Here is a 14765-nt window from a genome sequence, read left to right as displayed (position 1 = left end):
ACCAAACCCTAGTCGAGGCGTTACGGGTGCACCAATCTGAAACTGGTCTAGTCCAAAGAAGTGCGCCAGGTGCCGGCGCCATCCGCCAGGCTCTGCAGGAGCAGATCGCCCATGGGCTGCTGCCGGCCATGGAGCGCCTGCCGTCCGAGCGCCAGCTGAGCGAACTCTTCGCCACCACCCGCATCACCCTGCGCGAAGCCCTGCTGCAGCTGGAGGCCCTGGGGCTGATCTATCGCGAGGAACGCCGCGGCTGGTTCGTCGCCCCGCCGCGCCTGGCCTACAACCCCCTGGCGCGGACCCATTTCCATGCCATGGTGGAAGCCCAGGGTCGCCGACCGGCTACCGAGGTCCTGGCGGCGCGGCAGATGCTGGCGTCCGCGGAGATCTGCCGCCTGCTGGAGTTGCCGGCGCTGTCCAGCGTCTATCAGATCCGCCGGGTCCGCCGCGTGGATGGCCGACTGGTGCTCTATGTCGAGCACTACCTCAATGCCGCCTATTTCCCGGGCCTGCTGGAGCACGACCTGCAGCGCTCTCTCACCGAGCTGTATCGCGACCGCTACGATATCCGCTACGGCGAGGTGCGCTTCGAGATCCTGCCTACGGCGCTGCTGCCGGAAGCGGCCCAGGCGCTGCGGGTAGCGCAGGGCAGTCCGGCGCTGCACATTACCCGCATCAACCACGACCAGCAGGGACGCCTGATCGATTGCGACCTGGAATTCTGGCGGCATGACGCCATCCAGGTCAGGGTCGAGGTACCGGACTAGTCCGGCATCAGAGCGGCAATTCGCTGCTCGAATAGAAGGCCGTCAGCACCTTGATCAGATGGCCCAGGTCGTGGCTGCCGGCCAATTCGCGGATGGAGTGCATGGCGAAGGTGGGCAGGCCGATGTCCACGGTGCGCACGCCCAGCTGTCCGGCGGTGATGGGCCCGATGGTGGAGCCGCAACCCATGTCGCTGCGCACCACGAAACTCTGCACCGGCACCCCTTCGCGCTGGCAGAGATCGCGGAAGAAGGCCGCGGTCTCGCTGCTGGTGGCATAGCGCTGGTTGGCATTCACCTTGATGACCGGTCCGGCGTTCAGTTTCGGGCCGTGGTTGCCATCGTGCTTGTCGGCATAGTTGGGGTGCACGCCATGGGCGTTGTCAGCCGAGATCAGCAGCGAGCGCTGCAGGGTGCGGGTAAAGGCATCTCCGGCGGGCAGCAGGCGCTGCAGCACCTGTTCGAGGAAGGGGCCGTCGGCACCGCAGCAGGAGGTGGAGCCCACTTCCTCGTGATCGGTGCAGACCAGTACGGCGTTTTCGTTGCCCTCGTCGGCCAGCAGGGCTTCCAGACCGGCATAGCAGGACAGCAGATTGTCCAGGCGCGCGGCGGCGATGAAATCGTCTTCCAAGCCGACCAGGGCAGCGGGCTGGACGTCATAGAAGCTCAGTTCGAAATCCAGCACCTCGGCGTCGTTGAGGCCGTGCTCCTGTTGCAGGCGGGTGGCCAGCAGGGCGCGGAAGTCGCGTCGCTCGCCGGCCGGCACCTGGGCCAGGATCGGCGGCAATTCGTTCTGGGCATTGATGGCCCAGCCCTGGTTGGCTTCGCGATTGAGGTGGATGGCCAGGTTGGGAATGATCGCCAGCGGCTTGCGGAAGTCGATCAGTCGACTCTGCACCCGGCCGCCGGCGCGAAAGGTCACCCGGCCCGCTAGGGATAGGTCGCGGTCGAACCAGGGCGCCATCAGCATGCCGCCGTAGACCTCGACGCCCAGTTGCCAGAAGCCCTGCCGTTGCAACTCCGGCTGCGGCTTGACCTTGAGGCAGGGGCTGTCGGTATGGGCGCCGACCAGGCGCAGACCGCGCTCCAGGGGTTGGGCGCCCAGGCGTACGGCGATCAGCGAGGAATCGTTGCGGGTGACGTAGTAGCGGCCTCCCGGCTGCACGGACCAGCTCTCGCGCTCGTCCAGGCGCTGGTAGCCGGCGGCTTCGAGACGGCGGGCGAGGGTGGCGGTGGCATGGAAGGGGGTGGGGGAACTGGCGAGGAAATCGATGAGGCCTTGGATCTGATCGGTACGCATGGACGACTCCGGACGACAAGGCGTCCAGTCTAGGTTCTGGACCCGGGGGAGTCGAGCGTAGCGCCGGGCCCAGCGGCACCGCCTTGCTCAGCGGCGCTGCAGCACCAGGTGATGGATGTGCCAGTGCTTGGGCCGCCCGACCGCGGTATGGCCGTCCTCTTCCTCTTCCCGGTGCAGGAGGACGTCCCAGTCCTGGAGCAACCGCCGCAGGGCCGCGGCGTCGACTACCGTCACGCCCTTGCTGGCCCAGCTGTCCCGCTCGCCGAAGAGCTGGCCACAGAACAGACCACCCGGACGGACCGCCGCCGTGATCCCGTTCCACAGCGCGGGGAAATGGGCCGGTTCACAGAAGGGCAGGGCGAAGCTGGAATTGAGGAGGTCGCAGCGGGGGAGGGTGACCGTCTCGAAGCGGGCCTGGCGGGTTTCCAGGCGCCCCTGCAGCAGGGCCGGCGTGCGCTCGCGCAGCGCGCTCAGGGCCTCGGGCTCGGCATCCAGGGCCAGCACCTGCCAGCCCTGCTCCAGCAGCACTAGGGTGTCGCGACCGGTGCCACAGCCCAGGTCCAGCGCCAAGCCTGGCGGACTCGACCAGGACGAGAGCGCCTGCAGCAAGGTCTCACGCGGACCGCCTGCGGCGGTGGCGGTGTAGTAGGACGTCCATTGCGACAAGCGGCGTTCCTCCGGTCGAGTGCCTCAGGAGGCCAGCGAAGGATCAGAAAGGCGCGGGACTGGTAAAGCTCATCCGCTCGCCCGAGACGGGATGGGTCAGCGTCAGCAGGCTGGCGTGGAGGCAGAGGCGGGGCCGGAGCGCCAGCGCCTCGCCCTGCGCATAGAGCTGATCGCCCAGCAGCGGATGACCGATGCTGAGCATATGGACGCGCAACTGGTGGGAGCGGCCGGTGATGGGGGTGAGTTCCACCCGGCTGTAGTGACCGTGACGCTCCAGCACCTGCCAGAAGGTCAGGGCATGGCGCCCCAGTTCGTGATCCACCACGTGGCGCGGCTTGGTCGGCGGGTCGTAGCGCAGCGGCAATTCGATGCGACCGCTGTTGGCCTCCGGCTCGCCCCAGCAGAGGGCGCTATAGGCCTTTTCCGTTTCCCGGTCATGGAATTGCCGGGACAGCTCGCGGTGGCTGTCGGCATCCCGCGCCAGCACGATGACCCCGGAGGTCTCCCAGTCCAGGCGGTGGACGATACGGGCCTCCGGATAGCCGTTTTCCTGTAGGCGGGTCACCAGGCAGTCACGGTTGTCTTCGGCGCGACCGGGGACCGATAGCAGCAGGGTGGGCTTGTCGACCACCAGCAGGGCATCGTCCTGGTGAATGATACGGATGTTGGAGAGGGGCATGGGCTTCCTGGGGGCCTGCTTGCGAAGCCGGCCCGCGCCTGACGGGCGCAGCGGATTCGACATGGCTTAAACGCCAACGGCGGCCCTGGGGCCGCCGCTGTCCTGCAAGACGCGCCTTAGCGGTCGGGCAGGGTGATGTTGAGTTCGAGGATCGAGCAGCTGCCCTGGTTTTCCAGTTCGACCTGGATCTGGTCCTGCTCGATGGGCACGTACTTGCGGATCACTTCCAGCAGGTCCTTCTGCAGTTGCGGCAGATAGTCCGGCTGCTCGTGGCGCCCGCGTTCGTGGGCCACGATGATCTGCAGCCGCTCCTTGGCTATCGAAGCGCTGTTCTGCTTCTTCCGATCGCGAAAGAAGTCGAAGATGCTCATTCGCCACCACCCCCGAACAGACGTTGCAGGAAGCCTTTCTTCTTCACGTCGAGGAAGCGATAGGCCACTTCCTTGCCGAGCAGTCGCTCCACGGTATCACTGTAGGCCTGACCGGCGTCGCTCTGTTCGTCGAGAATCACCGGAATACCCTGGTTCGACGCCTTGAGCACCGCCTGGGATTCGGGGATCACGCCCAGCAGGCGAATGGACAGGATCTCTTCCACGTCCTCGACGCCGAGCATTTCGCCCTTGGTCACGCGCTCGGGGTTGTAGCGGGTCAGCAGCAGGTGTTCCTTGATGGCTTCCTCGCCCTTTTCCGCGCGCCGCGACTTGCTGGCCAGCAGGCCGAGCATGCGGTCGGAGTCGCGGACCGAGGAGACTTCGGGGTTGGTCACCACGATGGCCTCGTCGGCGAAGTACATCGCCAGGTGGGCGCCCTTCTCGATGCCGGCGGGGGAATCGCAGACGATGAAATCGAAGGTCTGCTTGAGTTCATTGATCACGCGCTCGACGCCATCCTGGGTCAGGGCGTCCTTGTCACGGGTCTGGCTGGCGGCCAGCACGAACAGGTTCTCGAGACGCTTGTCCTTGATCAGGGCCTGGCTCAGGGTGGCTTCGTTGTTGATCACGTTGACGAAGTCGTACACCACGCGGCGCTCGCAGCCCATGATCAGGTCGAGGTTACGCAGGCCGACGTCGAAGTCGACGATGACGGTCTTGTGGCCGCGCAGGGCGAGACCGGTACCGATGGCGGCGCTGCTGGTGGTCTTGCCGACGCCGCCCTTGCCGGAGGTGACTACGAGTACTTTGGCCAAACTGATTCACCTTGATCGAAAGTAATAACTGAAGCGACTCGGTGCCCTCGGTGACGAGATTGCAGGCAGTGTCGCGCTTCGTGTTGCCGTTGGCGGCTTAGGCGCCAAGTGCGAAAAATTCGCGGAAGTATCCGTTAAAGACGGGTGATGTTCAACACATCTCCCACCAGGCTGACCTGCACCGGATTGCCCCATTGTGGATGGCGTCGCAGGTCTTCGGCGACCTTGTACTGGCCGGCGATGGAAAGCAGTTCCGCGGTCAGCTGCTGGCAGAAAATCCGCGCTTTAGTATCACCTTTGACGCCGGCTAGTGCCCGGCCGCGCATGGGGCCGTAGACATGAATATTGCCGTCGGCGAGCAGTTCGGCGCCCGGGCTGACCGGTGCCAGCACCACCAGATCACCGGCCGGGGCATAGAGCTGCACGCCGCCGCGCACCGGTGCGGTGATGATCTTGGTCGGATTGATCGGCGGGGCGGGCGGTACGACCGGTTTGGGCGGTTCCGCCGGCTTCACCGGTTCGCGATCGCGCGGCTCGACCTGGCGCTCGCGGCCACCGGAGCTGGGCGGCAGGATCGGCAGGTCGTAGTCGTTGGCGGCGGCCAGGTCCCCGCTGCGGCTGGCACGCAGGGCCAGGGTGCGCAGACCGTGGCGGCGGCAGAGATCGAGGAGGGCGCCCAGGTCGAGCGGGCCGGCATCCTCGGCAAGCTTGTCCAGGCCCAGCACCAGCGGCGTTTCCTGGAAGAAGTTGGGGGCCTGGGCGACCTTCTGGGCCAGTTGCCGGTCCAGGCGCCCCAGGTCGTTGCGGAGAAGCTCCAGCACGGTCACGGCGAGCATGTTGCCCTTTAGCTGGAAGACGGAGTCGCTTTCGGAAGGATCGGCTGCGGTCATGGTGGGTACTTGTGCTTGGATGGCGGGACTTATAGCGGGATGCCCCGCGTGTCGCAACCCTCACCGGGTGCGGGGGGCCGTGACTGTGAAGGCTACGGGAAATCTGCGCGAGGCCTGTAGAATGGCGCGACTTTTTCATGCAGGAGTTCCGATGGAGCGGCCGTCTTTCCGCCTCGCCTTTCTCAATCCACGTTATTGGCCGCTCTGGCTGGGGCTCGGTCTGCTCTGGCTGCTGGTGCAACTGCCCTACGCCGTGCTGCTGCGTCTGGCCCGGGGACTCGGCTGGATCTTCTATCACGTCGCCGGGCAGCGCCGGGCCATCGCCCGCCGCAATCTGGAACTCTGCTTTCCCCAGCTCGACGAACAGGCGCGTGACCTGTTGCTCAGGCGCAACTTCGCCAGCAGCGCCATGGCCCTGCTGGAGATGGCCATGAGCTGGTGGTGGCCGCGGCAGCGCCTGGCCCGGCTGGCCCATATCGAAGGCCTCGAGCACCTGCAGGCCGCCCAGCGCGACGGGCAGGGCGTGATCCTCATGGCGCTGCATTTCACCACCCTGGAAATCGGTGCGGCGCTGCTCGGTCAGCGGCATACCATCGATGGCATGTACCGCCAGCACAAGAATCCGGTGTTCGACTTCATCCAGCGCCGGGGTCGCGAGCGCCACAACCTGGACGCCACCGCCATCGAGCGCGAGGACGTGCGCGCCATGCTCAAGGTGCTGCGCGCCGGTCGCGCCATCTGGTACGCGCCCGACCAGGACTACGGCGCCAAGCAGAGCCTCTTCGTGCCGCTGTTCGGCATCCAAGCGGCGACGGTGACGGCCACCACCAAGTTCGCCCGACTGGGGCGGGCCAGGGTGCTGCCCTTCACCCAGGAGCGGCTGGCGGACGGTTCGGGCTATAGCCTGGTCGTTCATCCGCCGCTAGCCGACTTCCCGGGCGACAGCGAGGAAGCCGACTGCCTGCGCATCAACCAGTGGGTGGAGCACTGCGTCAGCCAGTTGCCCGAGCAGTACCTCTGGGCCCACCGGCGCTTCAAGACCCGCCCGGCCGGTGAGCCCAAGCTCTATCCGAAGAAGAAACGCTAGATGAGTTTGGGCGGCGAAGGGCGCACGGGGCTGATTCTGGCCGGCGGTGGCGCGCGGGCCGCCTATCAGGTCGGGGTGCTGCAGGTGGTCGCGGACACCCTGGCGGTCCGTTCCGACAATCCCTTTCCGATTCTCGTCGGTACCTCGGCGGGGGCGCTGAACGCCGCCGTGCTGGGCTGTGGCGCCCTGGATTTCGGCCGCGCGGTGGATCGCCTGGCGGCGGTCTGGGCAGGGCTGGACACGGCGATGATCTATCGCAGCGACTGGGCGGGGGCGACCCGCCAGGCCGTGCGCTTCGGGCTGCAGACGCTGTTCGGCGCCTGGCGCCAGGAGCCCCTGGCCCTGCTCGACAACGCCCCGCTGCGAGCCCTGCTCAGCCGCGAGCTGGATTTCTCCGGCATCACCGCCGCCTTGCGCCAGCGCGCCCGGCGCGCCGTGGCAGTCACGGCGTTCGGTTACGCCTCGGGCCAGGCGATGACCTTCTATCAGAGTCATGGCGCCCTGGATCCCTGGTTTCGCCATCGGCGCGTCGGGGTTCCGGCGCGGCTGGCGGTCGACCACCTGCTCGCCAGCACGGCCATTCCGCTGTTCTTTCCGCCGGTGAAGGTGGGGCGTGAATACCTGGGCGATGGCTCGGTGCGGCAGACGGCGCCCATCAGTCCGGCGCTGCATCTGGGGGCGGATCGCATCCTGGTCATAGGGCTCGGCGCGCCCGGGGGGCACGAGCACGGCCTGCAGGGTCGGCCGCCGACGGTGGCGCAGATCGGCGGCCACCTGCTCAACAGCACCTTCGTCGATGCCCTGGACAGCGACACCGAAACCCTGCGGCGTCTCAATCTGCTGAGCAGTGCGCTGCCGGCGGGGGATCCGGTCAGCGGACGGTTCTGCCGTCCCGTGGAGATGCTGGTGATCGCGCCCAGCCAGCCGCTGGCGGATATCGCCACCCACCATCGCAAGCGCCTGCCGCCGGCCTTGCGGCAGTTGCTGCGCGGCGTCGGGGTGAACCGGCCTTCGGGCAGTGCACTGCTCAGCTATCTGCTGTTCGAGGCGGCCTATTGCCAGGAACTCATGGCGCTGGGACGGGCCGATGCCCAGGCCCGCCTACCGGAGCTGCGGGCCTTTCTCGCCGGCGCCTAGGCCTTATTCGGCGATCTGCAGTTCCCGCGCCTTGGTGTAGAAGTAGCGGATCTTCTCGTACTCGAAGGGCGAGTTGAGCTGGCCGTATCTCATGTCGGTCACGTACCTGAGGTTGATGCCGCGCAGCACCATGATCTCCGGATGACGACTGCTCTCGTCGCTGACGTTGAGGAAGTTGATCTGCGCCTCGGCGGCGAAGTCCACCGCCAGGCCACCGGTGTCGCGCAGGTTGGACGGGCCGAGGATCGGCAGCATCAGGAAGGGACCGTCACCCACGCCATAGAAGCCCAGGGTCTGGCCGAAGTCTTCCGGCTGCTTGATCAGCCCGACGCGGGTCGCCGGATCCCACAGGCCGAACACCCCCACGGTGGTGTTGAGCAGCAGCCGGCCGGTGGTGTCCAGGGCGCGGCGGCCCTTGAACTGCAGCAGGCTGTTGAGCAGGTTGTTGACGTCGCCCAGGTTGCTGAAGAAGTTGCTCACGCCCGAGCGGACGAAGCGCGGGGTGATATAGCGATAGCCATTGACCACCGGCAGCAGGACCCACTCGTCCAGCCGATAGTTGAAGTGGTAGACGTGGCGGTTCCAGGATTCGAAGGGGTCGTAGACGTCCAGCGCCACCAGTGACGCCCGTTCGAATTCGCGCTGGTCCAGCCCCGGGTTGTACTTGAGGGTCGACAGCGGATTGCTGAAGCCGTCGGCGCCCACGGGCGCGGCCGGCATGGTGTCCGAGCCGATGGTCAGGGTGGAGGAGGGCGGCGGGCTCGATTCGGCAGCGAATACCGAGGCACTGGCCATCAGGAGAAGAGCGAGCAGGGACTTAACCACGGGCGAAGAACTCCAGCATGGCGTTCGCGTTGACGCGGTAGTTGAGATTGCCGCAATGGCCGCCGTGGGGATAGACGGTCAAGCGATCGCCAAAGGTCTTGCGCAGGAAACCGAGGTCGCCCGGGCCGAGGATGATGTCGTCGGCATTGTGCATGACGCCGATCTTCGGGCTGCTCTTCAGATAGTCCTCCAGCGCGGTGAGGCTGGACTTGCGCGCCAGATCGTCGAGGTTCTGCCCCTTGAAGTTCTTTTGCCAGAACGGCATCACCTGCTCGGTCATGTAGCAGTCGAAGTCGCACTGCAGCGAACGGGCGAAGAAGCGCGTCAGGCTGGTGCCCTCGCTGATCGGGTAGGTCGGCGGGGTGATCAGGCCGCGACGGTTGATCAGGTCGGAGGTAAAGGCGATGTCGGCTGCCGAGAAGCGGAAGGACGATCCGATCAGCATGGCCAGTTCTTCGTTGCTCAGCCGCTCCGGCGAGCGCTGGAAGTCGCGCACCACGGCGTCGTTGAAGTCGACGTAGCCCTTTTCCTGGAAGTAGCGGGTCAGCTTGGACAGGATCAGCTCGTAGAAGGTGCGGTTGTTGGTGACGCCCTTCACCTCGGTCTGCACCAGGCGATCCAGGTTGCGTACCGAGGTAAGCAGATTGACCGGCGGATTGACCATCAGCACCTTCTTGAAATTGAAGCTGCGCTGGCTTTCGTCCAGGTAGGAGACGAAGGCGGCGTCCAGGCCGCCCAGGCTGTAGCCGGTCAGGTAGTAGTCGGTGACGGGCAGCTTGGGATGCTGGGCGCGCACCGCCTGCATGGCCCGATAGAGGTCCTCGGCATCGTGCGGGGTGTAGCCCGGGGTGGCGGTGCGCGACACCGACACCATGAAGTCCCAGCTGGTGGGCGAGGACAGCTGCACCACGTGGTAGCCGGCCGCGTAATACAGCCGCTTGAGGTATTCCTGGGTGCTAGAAGAGTAGTTGGCCCCGGTGCCGGCGATCAGGAAGATCAGCGGCGCCGGATGGTCCTGGCGGGCGAGGCGGTAGTGGAATTTCTTCACCGGCCAGAAGTTGCCGGGCAGCTGGTATTCCCGCTCCGGACGCAGGTTGAGACTGTAGTCATCCTGGTCGATGGTGCTTTCGGGCGGCAGCTCGGGGCGGAATTTTTCCGGCGTGGTGACGATGGTGGCTTCGAAAGGATTGACCAGTGGATAGCCATAGGTGGCGGCATCCACTTCGGCGGCCGCGTGCGCGGTACCCCAGAGGCCGGAAAACAGCGCGCCCAGCAGGGCGGCGACGCGCAACGGAAGACGCATGGACAGAGTCCTTTCAGAGGGCTTGAGAGCGTAGGTAAGACAACGACTCGCCGATAGGTTGCATCGGCAAGCGAAGGTTTCTGCGAGGCGTCGATTACAGAGCGGTCGACGGGCTGCGTCAAGCGACATCGGATGTCGCGAAAAGTGCAGCTCTTGTCGCTAACCGGTCGTTATGCGTCGTCCAGGCGGTAGTGGCCATCTTGCATTGCCCGAATGATGGGGGTGGGGCAACCGCCCGACTTCCATAGCGAGAGGACTGCTGCATGAGCATGGTGAAGAAACTGTTGGGAATAGGACTCGGTGTTGCGCTGACCTCGGCCATGAGCCTGGCCCAGGCGGCCAAGCCGGAAATCACCATCGGCTATGTCGATGGCTGGGCCGATAGCGTGGCCACGACCCATACCGCAGCTGAAGTGATCCGCCAGAATCTGGGCTATGAGGTCAAGCTCATGCCGGTCGCCGCCGGCATCATGTGGCAGGGGGTCGCGCGCGGCAAGCTCGACGCCATGCTCTCCGCCTGGTTGCCGGTCACTCACGGCGCCTACTACGAGAAGATGAAGGACCAGGTGGTCGATCTGAACGTCAATACCCCCGATGCCAAGATCGGTCTGATCGTGCCGGAGTACGTCAAGGCCAACAGCATCGCCGATCTGCAGGCGCAGAAGGCCGACTTCGGCGGCCGGATCGTCGGTATCGACGCCGGTGCCGGGGTCATGCTCAAGGCCGACCAGGCGATCAAGGATTACGGCCTGGACTACAAGCTGGTGGCCAGTTCGGGCAGCGGCATGATCGCCGAGCTGACCCGGGCGGAAAAGGACCAGAAGCCGGTCGTGGTGACGGGCTGGGTACCGCACTGGATGTTCGCCAAGTGGAAGCTCAAGTTCCTCGAAGATCCCAAGGGCGTGTTCGGTGGCTCCGAGCATGTGGACACCGTGGCCAACCCGGCCCTCGAAGCCAAGGCCAAGCCGGTCTGGGATTTCCTGAAGAAATTCGCCTGGCAGCCGGGTGAGGTGAACGAGGTGATGCTGGCCGTGGAAGAAGGCAAGAAGCCGGAAGAAGCGGCCAAGGCCTGGATCGCTGCCCATCCGGATCGCGTGAAGTCCTGGCTGCCCTGAGGGTTGGCCGAATGAAGAACGGGCCCCGCGGGGCCCGTTTTGCTAGCTGTGCAGCTGCTCGGCCGCGTACAGCGTGTTCTCCAGCAGGCAGGCCCGCGTCATGGGGCCGACGCCACCCGGGACCGGGGTGATCCAGCTGGCGCGTTCGCAGGCGCTTTCGTATTCGACGTCGCCGACCAGGCGGCCATCGGCCTGACGATTGATGCCGACGTCGATGACGATGGCGCCGGGCTTGATCCATTCACCCTTGACCAGTCCGGGCTTGCCCACGGCGACCACCACCAAGTCGGCCTGGCTGACATGGTGCTCGAGGGAGCGGGTGAACCTGTGGGTCACGGTGGTGGTGCAGCCGGCCAGCAGCAATTCCAGCGCCATGGGGCGGCCGACGATATTGGAGGCGCCGACGACCACCGCATCCAGGCCATAGAGGTCGACGCCGGTGCTGTGCAGCAGGGTCATGATGCCCTTGGGCGTGCAGGGACGCAGCTGGGGATTGCGCTGCGCCAGCCGGCCCAAATTGTAGGGGTGGAAGCCGTCCACGTCCTTGTCGGTGCGGATGCGCTCCAGCAACCCGGTGGCGTCCAGGTGGGCGGGGAGGGGCAGTTGCAGCAGGATGCCGTCGACGCCGGTGTCGTCATTCAGACGATCGATCAGGGCTTCCAGCTCGGCCTGGCTGGTAGTGGCCGGCAGGTCATGGGCATAGGAGTCGAAACCGACCTCTTCGCAGTCCTTGCGCTTGTGCGCCACATAGACGCGCGAGGCGGGATCGTCGCCGACCAGGATGACGGCGAGGCCAGGGGCGCGCAGTCCGGCGCTACGACGTTGAGAGACTCGCTGGGCAATATCCTGGCGCAGGCGGGCGGCAATGGACTTGCCGTCGATCAGTTGGGCGGTCATGGGCGATTTCTGGTGGTGACGGAAAAGGGTCGGCTATTTTCGCATGGACGGGCCCGCTCGCAACAGAGAAGCCTCTGCGGCGGCTAACTCATTCTTCTGCTTAAAAATTTTTAAAAAATTAGTTGACGGACCTGCGCGAGCTTTATAACATTCGCCCCGCTTGCCGAGCACAGCCCAAGTCACTGACAAGGGCCAGGCAAGAGGCTTCTCACCAAGGAAGTCTCTGCTAGGGCAGCTGCCGTAACAGGCGCCCGTAGCTCAGCTGGATAGAGCATCCGCCTTCTAAGCGGATGGTCGCAGGTTCGAGTCCTGCCGGGCGCGCCATTGGCGGTTCGGCGACGGCAAGCAGGTAAGATATGGTGGGCGTAGCTCAGTTGGTAGAGCACAGGATTGTGGCTCCTGGTGTCGTGGGTTCGATTCCCATCGTCCACCCCATATTTAGCGAACGCCAGACCTTGTGTCTGGCGTTCGTGTTTCAAGCGTCTCGCGGACGTGGTGGAATTGGTAGACACACCAGATTTAGGTTCTGGCGCCGCAAGGTGTGAGAGTTCGAGTCTCTCCGTCCGCACCAATCAAGATGCACAGCAAGAGACCGGCCCAGTGCCGGTTTTTTTGTGCCCGCGATTTAGCGGGCGGCCAGAGGATCGCTAGCGTCGGCGCCGGACCTCAGTGCAGATGCCGCAGCAGCGGCGCGCAGAGGGCGAAGGCCAACGAAGTGCCGAACAGCAGGGCCCGGGTCCAGCGTTGCGCGGTGCGCCTGTGGCACACGGGCGGCGGCGAGCCTGCCGTGGCGGACTGATCGATGGCGCTGTCGAACAGGGTGATCGAGCGGGTCAATTGGGTTCGCATGATCCGACCTCTTGCCGTATGCACTAATTGTTATTGGCACCTTCAAGATAATGCGCTGGGCGGGTAATGCAAGCTGCCTGGAGAGCCCGGACGAGTGGCGGCGGCGCCGCTGGCCGCGCAGCCGGTCAGGGACGGCCGCGCCCCAGGGCGGGTCAGGCAGGAGGTGGCGACCAACGGTCAGTTGAGTGTTGAGGTCAGCAGGAAGAAGGCGCCGCCGAGGGCTCCGCCACTGATCAGGACCAGGCTGATCAAGGCGCCGCCCACGAACTGGGCGATGTCATCACTGATTTCGTATTCCGCTTTCATGCTGGGCTCCAGAAGGTAGATGCCGCTACAGATAGCAACCGCGCGTTACAGCGCGACGACACCGGTCGCATCAAGGCTAGCTGTTCGCCCAGTTCAGCCAGAGCGTCTGTTCTTCGCTGAGCTGACCCACTTCGCGCAGCGCCTGTTCCAGGTCTTCGCGAACCCGGCGCTTGAGATCGGCGTTGAGATCGACCTGGGCGCTCTCCGCCAGCCGATCGGCGAGCGAGAGATCCGCACTGAGCTGGCGCAGGCGGGGCCCGATGAAATCCTTCTGCTGCATGAGCCGCTCCTATCTCCTGACGCTTCGGAGTGTGGCATGGGGGAGCTTCGACTGAACACAGGTGGGAAAAATATTGTCTGACTTGATTGGTCAAAAGTCGGACTTTCGGCAGCTCATGTCGTTTTCAGGTCCGAGATGTCAGCTTTATAGAGGGAAGAACAGATCATGAGCGGGAATTCGACGCGCAAGTTGCTGAAGCTGACCGCAGGTTTCGGCCTGCTGGTGATCGCCGCGGTGGCCACTACCCATCGCAGCGACTCGACCGGCAGCGAGCCGGCCGTGGTGGCCACCACCACGCCGCCGGTAGCGGCCCATGCACCCACCACGGGTACCCATCCCGTCGCCGACGAACACAAGCAGGATCTCGCGAGCTTCCTGGCCCAGGCGGCCCTGACGCCGTGCGGGTCCACCCTACCAGCGACCATCACCGACCCTGCCTGTCGCGCCGCCATCGAAACCCATGCGCGGCGCGCCGGCTATGGCGACGACGAGGTGGCGGCCTATCTGAATGCCCACCAGGGCCGATGATCCCCTGGTTTAGCGTTTTCGGTTATAAGCAAAGACTCTTTTCATATAGGTCGGCATAACCTGAGTGGTTATCCTGTGCGGCCGCAAGATGAGCCGACAACGGCAATTGGGGCTGTAATGGAAGTAGGGTCGATGGGCTTCGTGGTCGCGGGGCTGGTGGTTGGCTTCATCGTCGGCATGACAGGGGTGGGCGGTGGCTCGCTGATGACGCCCATCCTGCTCTGGTTCGGGATCAATCCGGCCGCAGCGGTGGGGACCGATCTGCTCTATGCCGCCATCACCAAGGCGGGCGGCGTCTTCGTCCACCAGCGCAATAGCAACATCGACTGGAAGGTGACCGGTTGGCTGGCCGCCGGCAGCGTGCCCGCGGCGGCCCTGACGCTGCTCGCCCTGGCCCTGCTACCCGGTGATCAGCAGGCGACCAATACACTGATCAAGCATGCCCTCGGCATCGTGTTGCTGCTGACGGCCCTGGCCATCCTGTTCAAAAAGCAGATCTTCGTCTTTGCCAGCCGCCATGCCGGCGACAGATTCCACCTGAGCGCCGGGCGGCTCAATGCCCTGACGGTCCTGACCGGCGCGGTACTGGGCTTCATGGTGACCCTGACCTCCATCGGCGCGGGTGCCCTGGGTACGGTGGCGCTCTTTCTGCTCTATCCGCTGATGGCGACCCGGCGTCTGGTCGGCACCGAGATCGCCCATGCGGTCCCCCTGACACTGGTGGCAGGGCTGGGACACGCCGGCCTGGGCAATCTGGACTGGCATGTCCTGGGCTTTCTGTTGCTGGGTTCGCTGCCGGGCATCTTCCTGGGCAGTCATCTCTCCGGACGGGTACCGGACGCTGTCCTGCGGCCCTGCCTGGCGGTCATGCTGCTGGTCATAGGCACCAAGCTGGTGGTCTGAGCCTAGATGGAAAACTTAAGGTCGTTCATCGGACGACTACTGGCGATCCGCTA

At 65.2% G+C, this 14765-nt stretch carries 18 protein-coding genes and 3 tRNA genes; 9 read left to right on the top strand and 12 right to left on the bottom strand.

What is annotated here, in order from left to right; genetic code table 11:
- Positions 1–26 precede the first annotated feature (26 nt).
- Complete coding sequence (locus PSEK12I1_RS0108370; RefSeq protein ID WP_044341329.1) at positions 27–764, top strand: UTRA domain-containing protein; 738 nt, start codon at positions 27–29, stop codon at positions 762–764.
- A gap of 7 nt (positions 765–771) precedes the next feature.
- Here the strand turns inward: PSEK12I1_RS0108370 and PSEK12I1_RS0108365 are convergent, their stop codons facing one another.
- The 6 genes from PSEK12I1_RS0108365 to minC all read right to left on the bottom strand — a co-directional run bounded on the left by PSEK12I1_RS0108365 (position 772) and on the right by minC (position 5482).
- Positions 772–2061, bottom strand: a complete 1290-nt coding sequence (locus PSEK12I1_RS0108365; RefSeq protein ID WP_027601257.1) for a M18 family aminopeptidase — start codon at positions 2059–2061, stop codon at positions 772–774.
- Between the two features lie 87 nt (positions 2062–2148).
- A complete protein-coding gene (locus PSEK12I1_RS0108360) occupies positions 2149–2727 on the bottom strand; it encodes a trans-aconitate 2-methyltransferase (RefSeq protein WP_027601256.1) in 579 nt (192 codons plus the stop codon).
- Positions 2728–2770: 43 nt separating this feature from the next.
- Positions 2771–3406, bottom strand: a complete 636-nt coding sequence (locus PSEK12I1_RS0108355) for an RluA family pseudouridine synthase (RefSeq protein WP_007162174.1) — start codon at positions 3404–3406, stop codon at positions 2771–2773.
- Between the two features lie 116 nt (positions 3407–3522).
- Positions 3523–3777 carry a cell division topological specificity factor MinE gene (gene minE / locus PSEK12I1_RS0108350; protein WP_007162175.1) on the bottom strand — a complete coding sequence of 85 codons (255 nt, stop codon included), beginning with the start codon at positions 3775–3777 and terminating at the stop codon, positions 3523–3525.
- The gene (gene minD, locus PSEK12I1_RS0108345) at positions 3774–4592 is read right to left on the bottom strand and encodes a septum site-determining protein MinD (protein ID WP_007162176.1); all 819 of its coding nucleotides are present in this window, start codon (positions 4590–4592) and stop codon (positions 3774–3776) included. Before minD ends, minE begins: the two co-directional genes overlap by 4 nt.
- A 134-nt stretch (positions 4593–4726) precedes the next feature.
- Complete coding sequence (gene minC, locus PSEK12I1_RS0108340; protein WP_027597674.1) at positions 4727–5482, bottom strand: septum site-determining protein MinC; 756 nt, start codon at positions 5480–5482, stop codon at positions 4727–4729.
- A 151-nt stretch (positions 5483–5633) separates the two neighbouring features.
- On the opposite strand from minC, the gene PSEK12I1_RS0108335 reads away from it, so the two are divergent.
- Positions 5634–6569 carry a lipid A biosynthesis lauroyl acyltransferase gene (locus PSEK12I1_RS0108335; RefSeq protein ID WP_027601255.1) on the top strand — a complete coding sequence of 312 codons (936 nt, stop codon included), beginning with the start codon at positions 5634–5636 and terminating at the stop codon, positions 6567–6569.
- Complete coding sequence (locus PSEK12I1_RS0108330; RefSeq protein WP_027601254.1) at positions 6570–7706, top strand: patatin-like phospholipase family protein; 1137 nt, start codon at positions 6570–6572, stop codon at positions 7704–7706.
- 3 nt (positions 7707–7709) lie between these two features.
- On the opposite strand, the gene PSEK12I1_RS0108325 is transcribed toward PSEK12I1_RS0108330, so the two are convergent.
- Both PSEK12I1_RS0108325 and PSEK12I1_RS0108320 read right to left on the bottom strand, forming a co-directional pair.
- The gene (locus PSEK12I1_RS0108325) at positions 7710–8426 is read right to left on the bottom strand and encodes a VacJ family lipoprotein (protein ID WP_223855461.1); all 717 of its coding nucleotides are present in this window, start codon (positions 8424–8426) and stop codon (positions 7710–7712) included.
- 97 nt (positions 8427–8523) lie between these two features.
- Positions 8524–9834 carry an alpha/beta fold hydrolase gene (locus tag PSEK12I1_RS0108320; protein ID WP_027597678.1) on the bottom strand — a complete coding sequence of 437 codons (1311 nt, stop codon included), beginning with the start codon at positions 9832–9834 and terminating at the stop codon, positions 8524–8526.
- 269 nt (positions 9835–10103) lie between these two features.
- Here PSEK12I1_RS0108320 and PSEK12I1_RS0108315 point away from each other — a divergent pair, with 269 nt between their 5' ends.
- The gene (locus PSEK12I1_RS0108315) at positions 10104–10949 is read left to right on the top strand and encodes a glycine betaine ABC transporter substrate-binding protein (protein ID WP_371099721.1); all 846 of its coding nucleotides are present in this window, start codon (positions 10104–10106) and stop codon (positions 10947–10949) included.
- A gap of 42 nt (positions 10950–10991) precedes the next feature.
- Here PSEK12I1_RS0108315 and folD read toward each other — a convergent pair whose 3' ends face one another.
- Positions 10992–11846 (bottom strand): bifunctional methylenetetrahydrofolate dehydrogenase/methenyltetrahydrofolate cyclohydrolase FolD, encoded by an 855-nt coding sequence (gene folD, locus PSEK12I1_RS0108310; RefSeq protein ID WP_007162183.1) that lies wholly within the window; start codon positions 11844–11846, stop codon positions 10992–10994.
- Between the two features lie 247 nt (positions 11847–12093).
- Between folD and PSEK12I1_RS0108305 the strand changes: the two genes are divergently transcribed.
- The 3 genes from PSEK12I1_RS0108305 (at position 12094) to PSEK12I1_RS0108295 (ending at position 12417) form a co-directional block, all read left to right on the top strand.
- A tRNA-Arg gene (locus PSEK12I1_RS0108305) sits at positions 12094–12170 on the top strand.
- A gap of 35 nt (positions 12171–12205) precedes the next feature.
- A tRNA-His gene (locus tag PSEK12I1_RS0108300) sits at positions 12206–12281 on the top strand.
- A gap of 51 nt (positions 12282–12332) precedes the next feature.
- Positions 12333–12417 (top strand) — tRNA-Leu (locus tag PSEK12I1_RS0108295).
- 95 nt (positions 12418–12512) lie between these two features.
- Here the strand turns inward: PSEK12I1_RS0108295 and PSEK12I1_RS0108290 are convergent.
- From PSEK12I1_RS0108290 to PSEK12I1_RS0108280, 3 genes are all read right to left on the bottom strand, one after another.
- Positions 12513–12695 (bottom strand): hypothetical protein, encoded by a 183-nt coding sequence (locus PSEK12I1_RS0108290; protein ID WP_007162184.1) that lies wholly within the window; start codon positions 12693–12695, stop codon positions 12513–12515.
- A 177-nt stretch (positions 12696–12872) separates the two neighbouring features.
- On the bottom strand, positions 12873–13001 hold the full coding sequence (locus PSEK12I1_RS24920) for a hypothetical protein (RefSeq protein WP_007162185.1): 129 nt from the start codon (positions 12999–13001) through the stop codon (positions 12873–12875).
- Between the two features lie 76 nt (positions 13002–13077).
- Positions 13078–13281 (bottom strand): hypothetical protein, encoded by a 204-nt coding sequence (locus PSEK12I1_RS0108280; RefSeq protein WP_007162186.1) that lies wholly within the window; start codon positions 13279–13281, stop codon positions 13078–13080.
- A 165-nt stretch (positions 13282–13446) separates the two neighbouring features.
- On the opposite strand from PSEK12I1_RS0108280, the gene PSEK12I1_RS0108275 reads away from it, so the two are divergent.
- Together PSEK12I1_RS0108275 and PSEK12I1_RS0108270 are read left to right on the top strand one after the other, a co-directional pair.
- A complete protein-coding gene (locus tag PSEK12I1_RS0108275; protein ID WP_027601253.1) occupies positions 13447–13809 on the top strand; it encodes a hypothetical protein in 363 nt (120 codons plus the stop codon).
- Between the two features lie 117 nt (positions 13810–13926).
- Positions 13927–14712: a sulfite exporter TauE/SafE family protein gene (locus PSEK12I1_RS0108270; RefSeq protein WP_027597679.1), complete on the top strand. Its 786-nt coding sequence runs from the start codon at positions 13927–13929 to the stop codon at positions 14710–14712.
- Positions 14713–14765: the final 53 nt, after the last annotated feature.

Source organism: Pseudomonas sp. MOIL14HWK12:I1, from assembly GCF_000510705.1.
Lineage (GTDB): Bacteria > Pseudomonadota > Gammaproteobacteria > Pseudomonadales > Pseudomonadaceae > Chryseomonas > Chryseomonas oryzihabitans.
The sequence above is the reverse complement of the archived record's forward strand: the minus strand, read 5'-3'. Positions and strand labels throughout refer to the sequence as shown.

Coding starts and splice junctions, on each gene's coding strand:
- PSEK12I1_RS0108365 (WP_027601257.1), bottom strand. CDS start 2,061: ATGCGTACCGATCAGATCCAAGGCCTCATCGATTTCCTCGCCAGTTCC.
- PSEK12I1_RS0108355 (WP_007162174.1), bottom strand. CDS start 3,406: ATGCCCCTCTCCAACATCCGTATCATTCACCAGGACGATGCCCTGCTG.
- minE (WP_007162175.1), bottom strand. CDS start 3,777: ATGAGCATCTTCGACTTCTTTCGCGATCGGAAGAAGCAGAACAGCGCT.
- minC (WP_027597674.1), bottom strand. CDS start 5,482: ATGACCGCAGCCGATCCTTCCGAAAGCGACTCCGTCTTCCAGCTAAAG.
- PSEK12I1_RS0108335 (WP_027601255.1), top strand. CDS start 5,634: ATGGAGCGGCCGTCTTTCCGCCTCGCCTTTCTCAATCCACGTTATTGG.
- PSEK12I1_RS0108330 (WP_027601254.1), top strand. CDS start 6,570: ATGAGTTTGGGCGGCGAAGGGCGCACGGGGCTGATTCTGGCCGGCGGT.
- PSEK12I1_RS0108325 (WP_223855461.1), bottom strand. CDS start 8,426: ATGCCGGCCGCGCCCGTGGGCGCCGACGGCTTCAGCAATCCGCTGTCG.
- PSEK12I1_RS0108320 (WP_027597678.1), bottom strand. CDS start 9,834: ATGCGTCTTCCGTTGCGCGTCGCCGCCCTGCTGGGCGCGCTGTTTTCC.
- PSEK12I1_RS0108315 (WP_371099721.1), top strand. CDS start 10,104: ATGGTGAAGAAACTGTTGGGAATAGGACTCGGTGTTGCGCTGACCTCG.
- folD (WP_007162183.1), bottom strand. CDS start 11,846: ATGACCGCCCAACTGATCGACGGCAAGTCCATTGCCGCCCGCCTGCGC.
- PSEK12I1_RS0108290 (WP_007162184.1), bottom strand. CDS start 12,695: ATGCGAACCCAATTGACCCGCTCGATCACCCTGTTCGACAGCGCCATC.
- PSEK12I1_RS24920 (WP_007162185.1), bottom strand. CDS start 13,001: ATGAAAGCGGAATACGAAATCAGTGATGACATCGCCCAGTTCGTGGGC.
- PSEK12I1_RS0108280 (WP_007162186.1), bottom strand. CDS start 13,281: ATGCAGCAGAAGGATTTCATCGGGCCCCGCCTGCGCCAGCTCAGTGCG.
- PSEK12I1_RS0108275 (WP_027601253.1), top strand. CDS start 13,447: ATGAGCGGGAATTCGACGCGCAAGTTGCTGAAGCTGACCGCAGGTTTC.
- PSEK12I1_RS0108270 (WP_027597679.1), top strand. CDS start 13,927: ATGGAAGTAGGGTCGATGGGCTTCGTGGTCGCGGGGCTGGTGGTTGGC.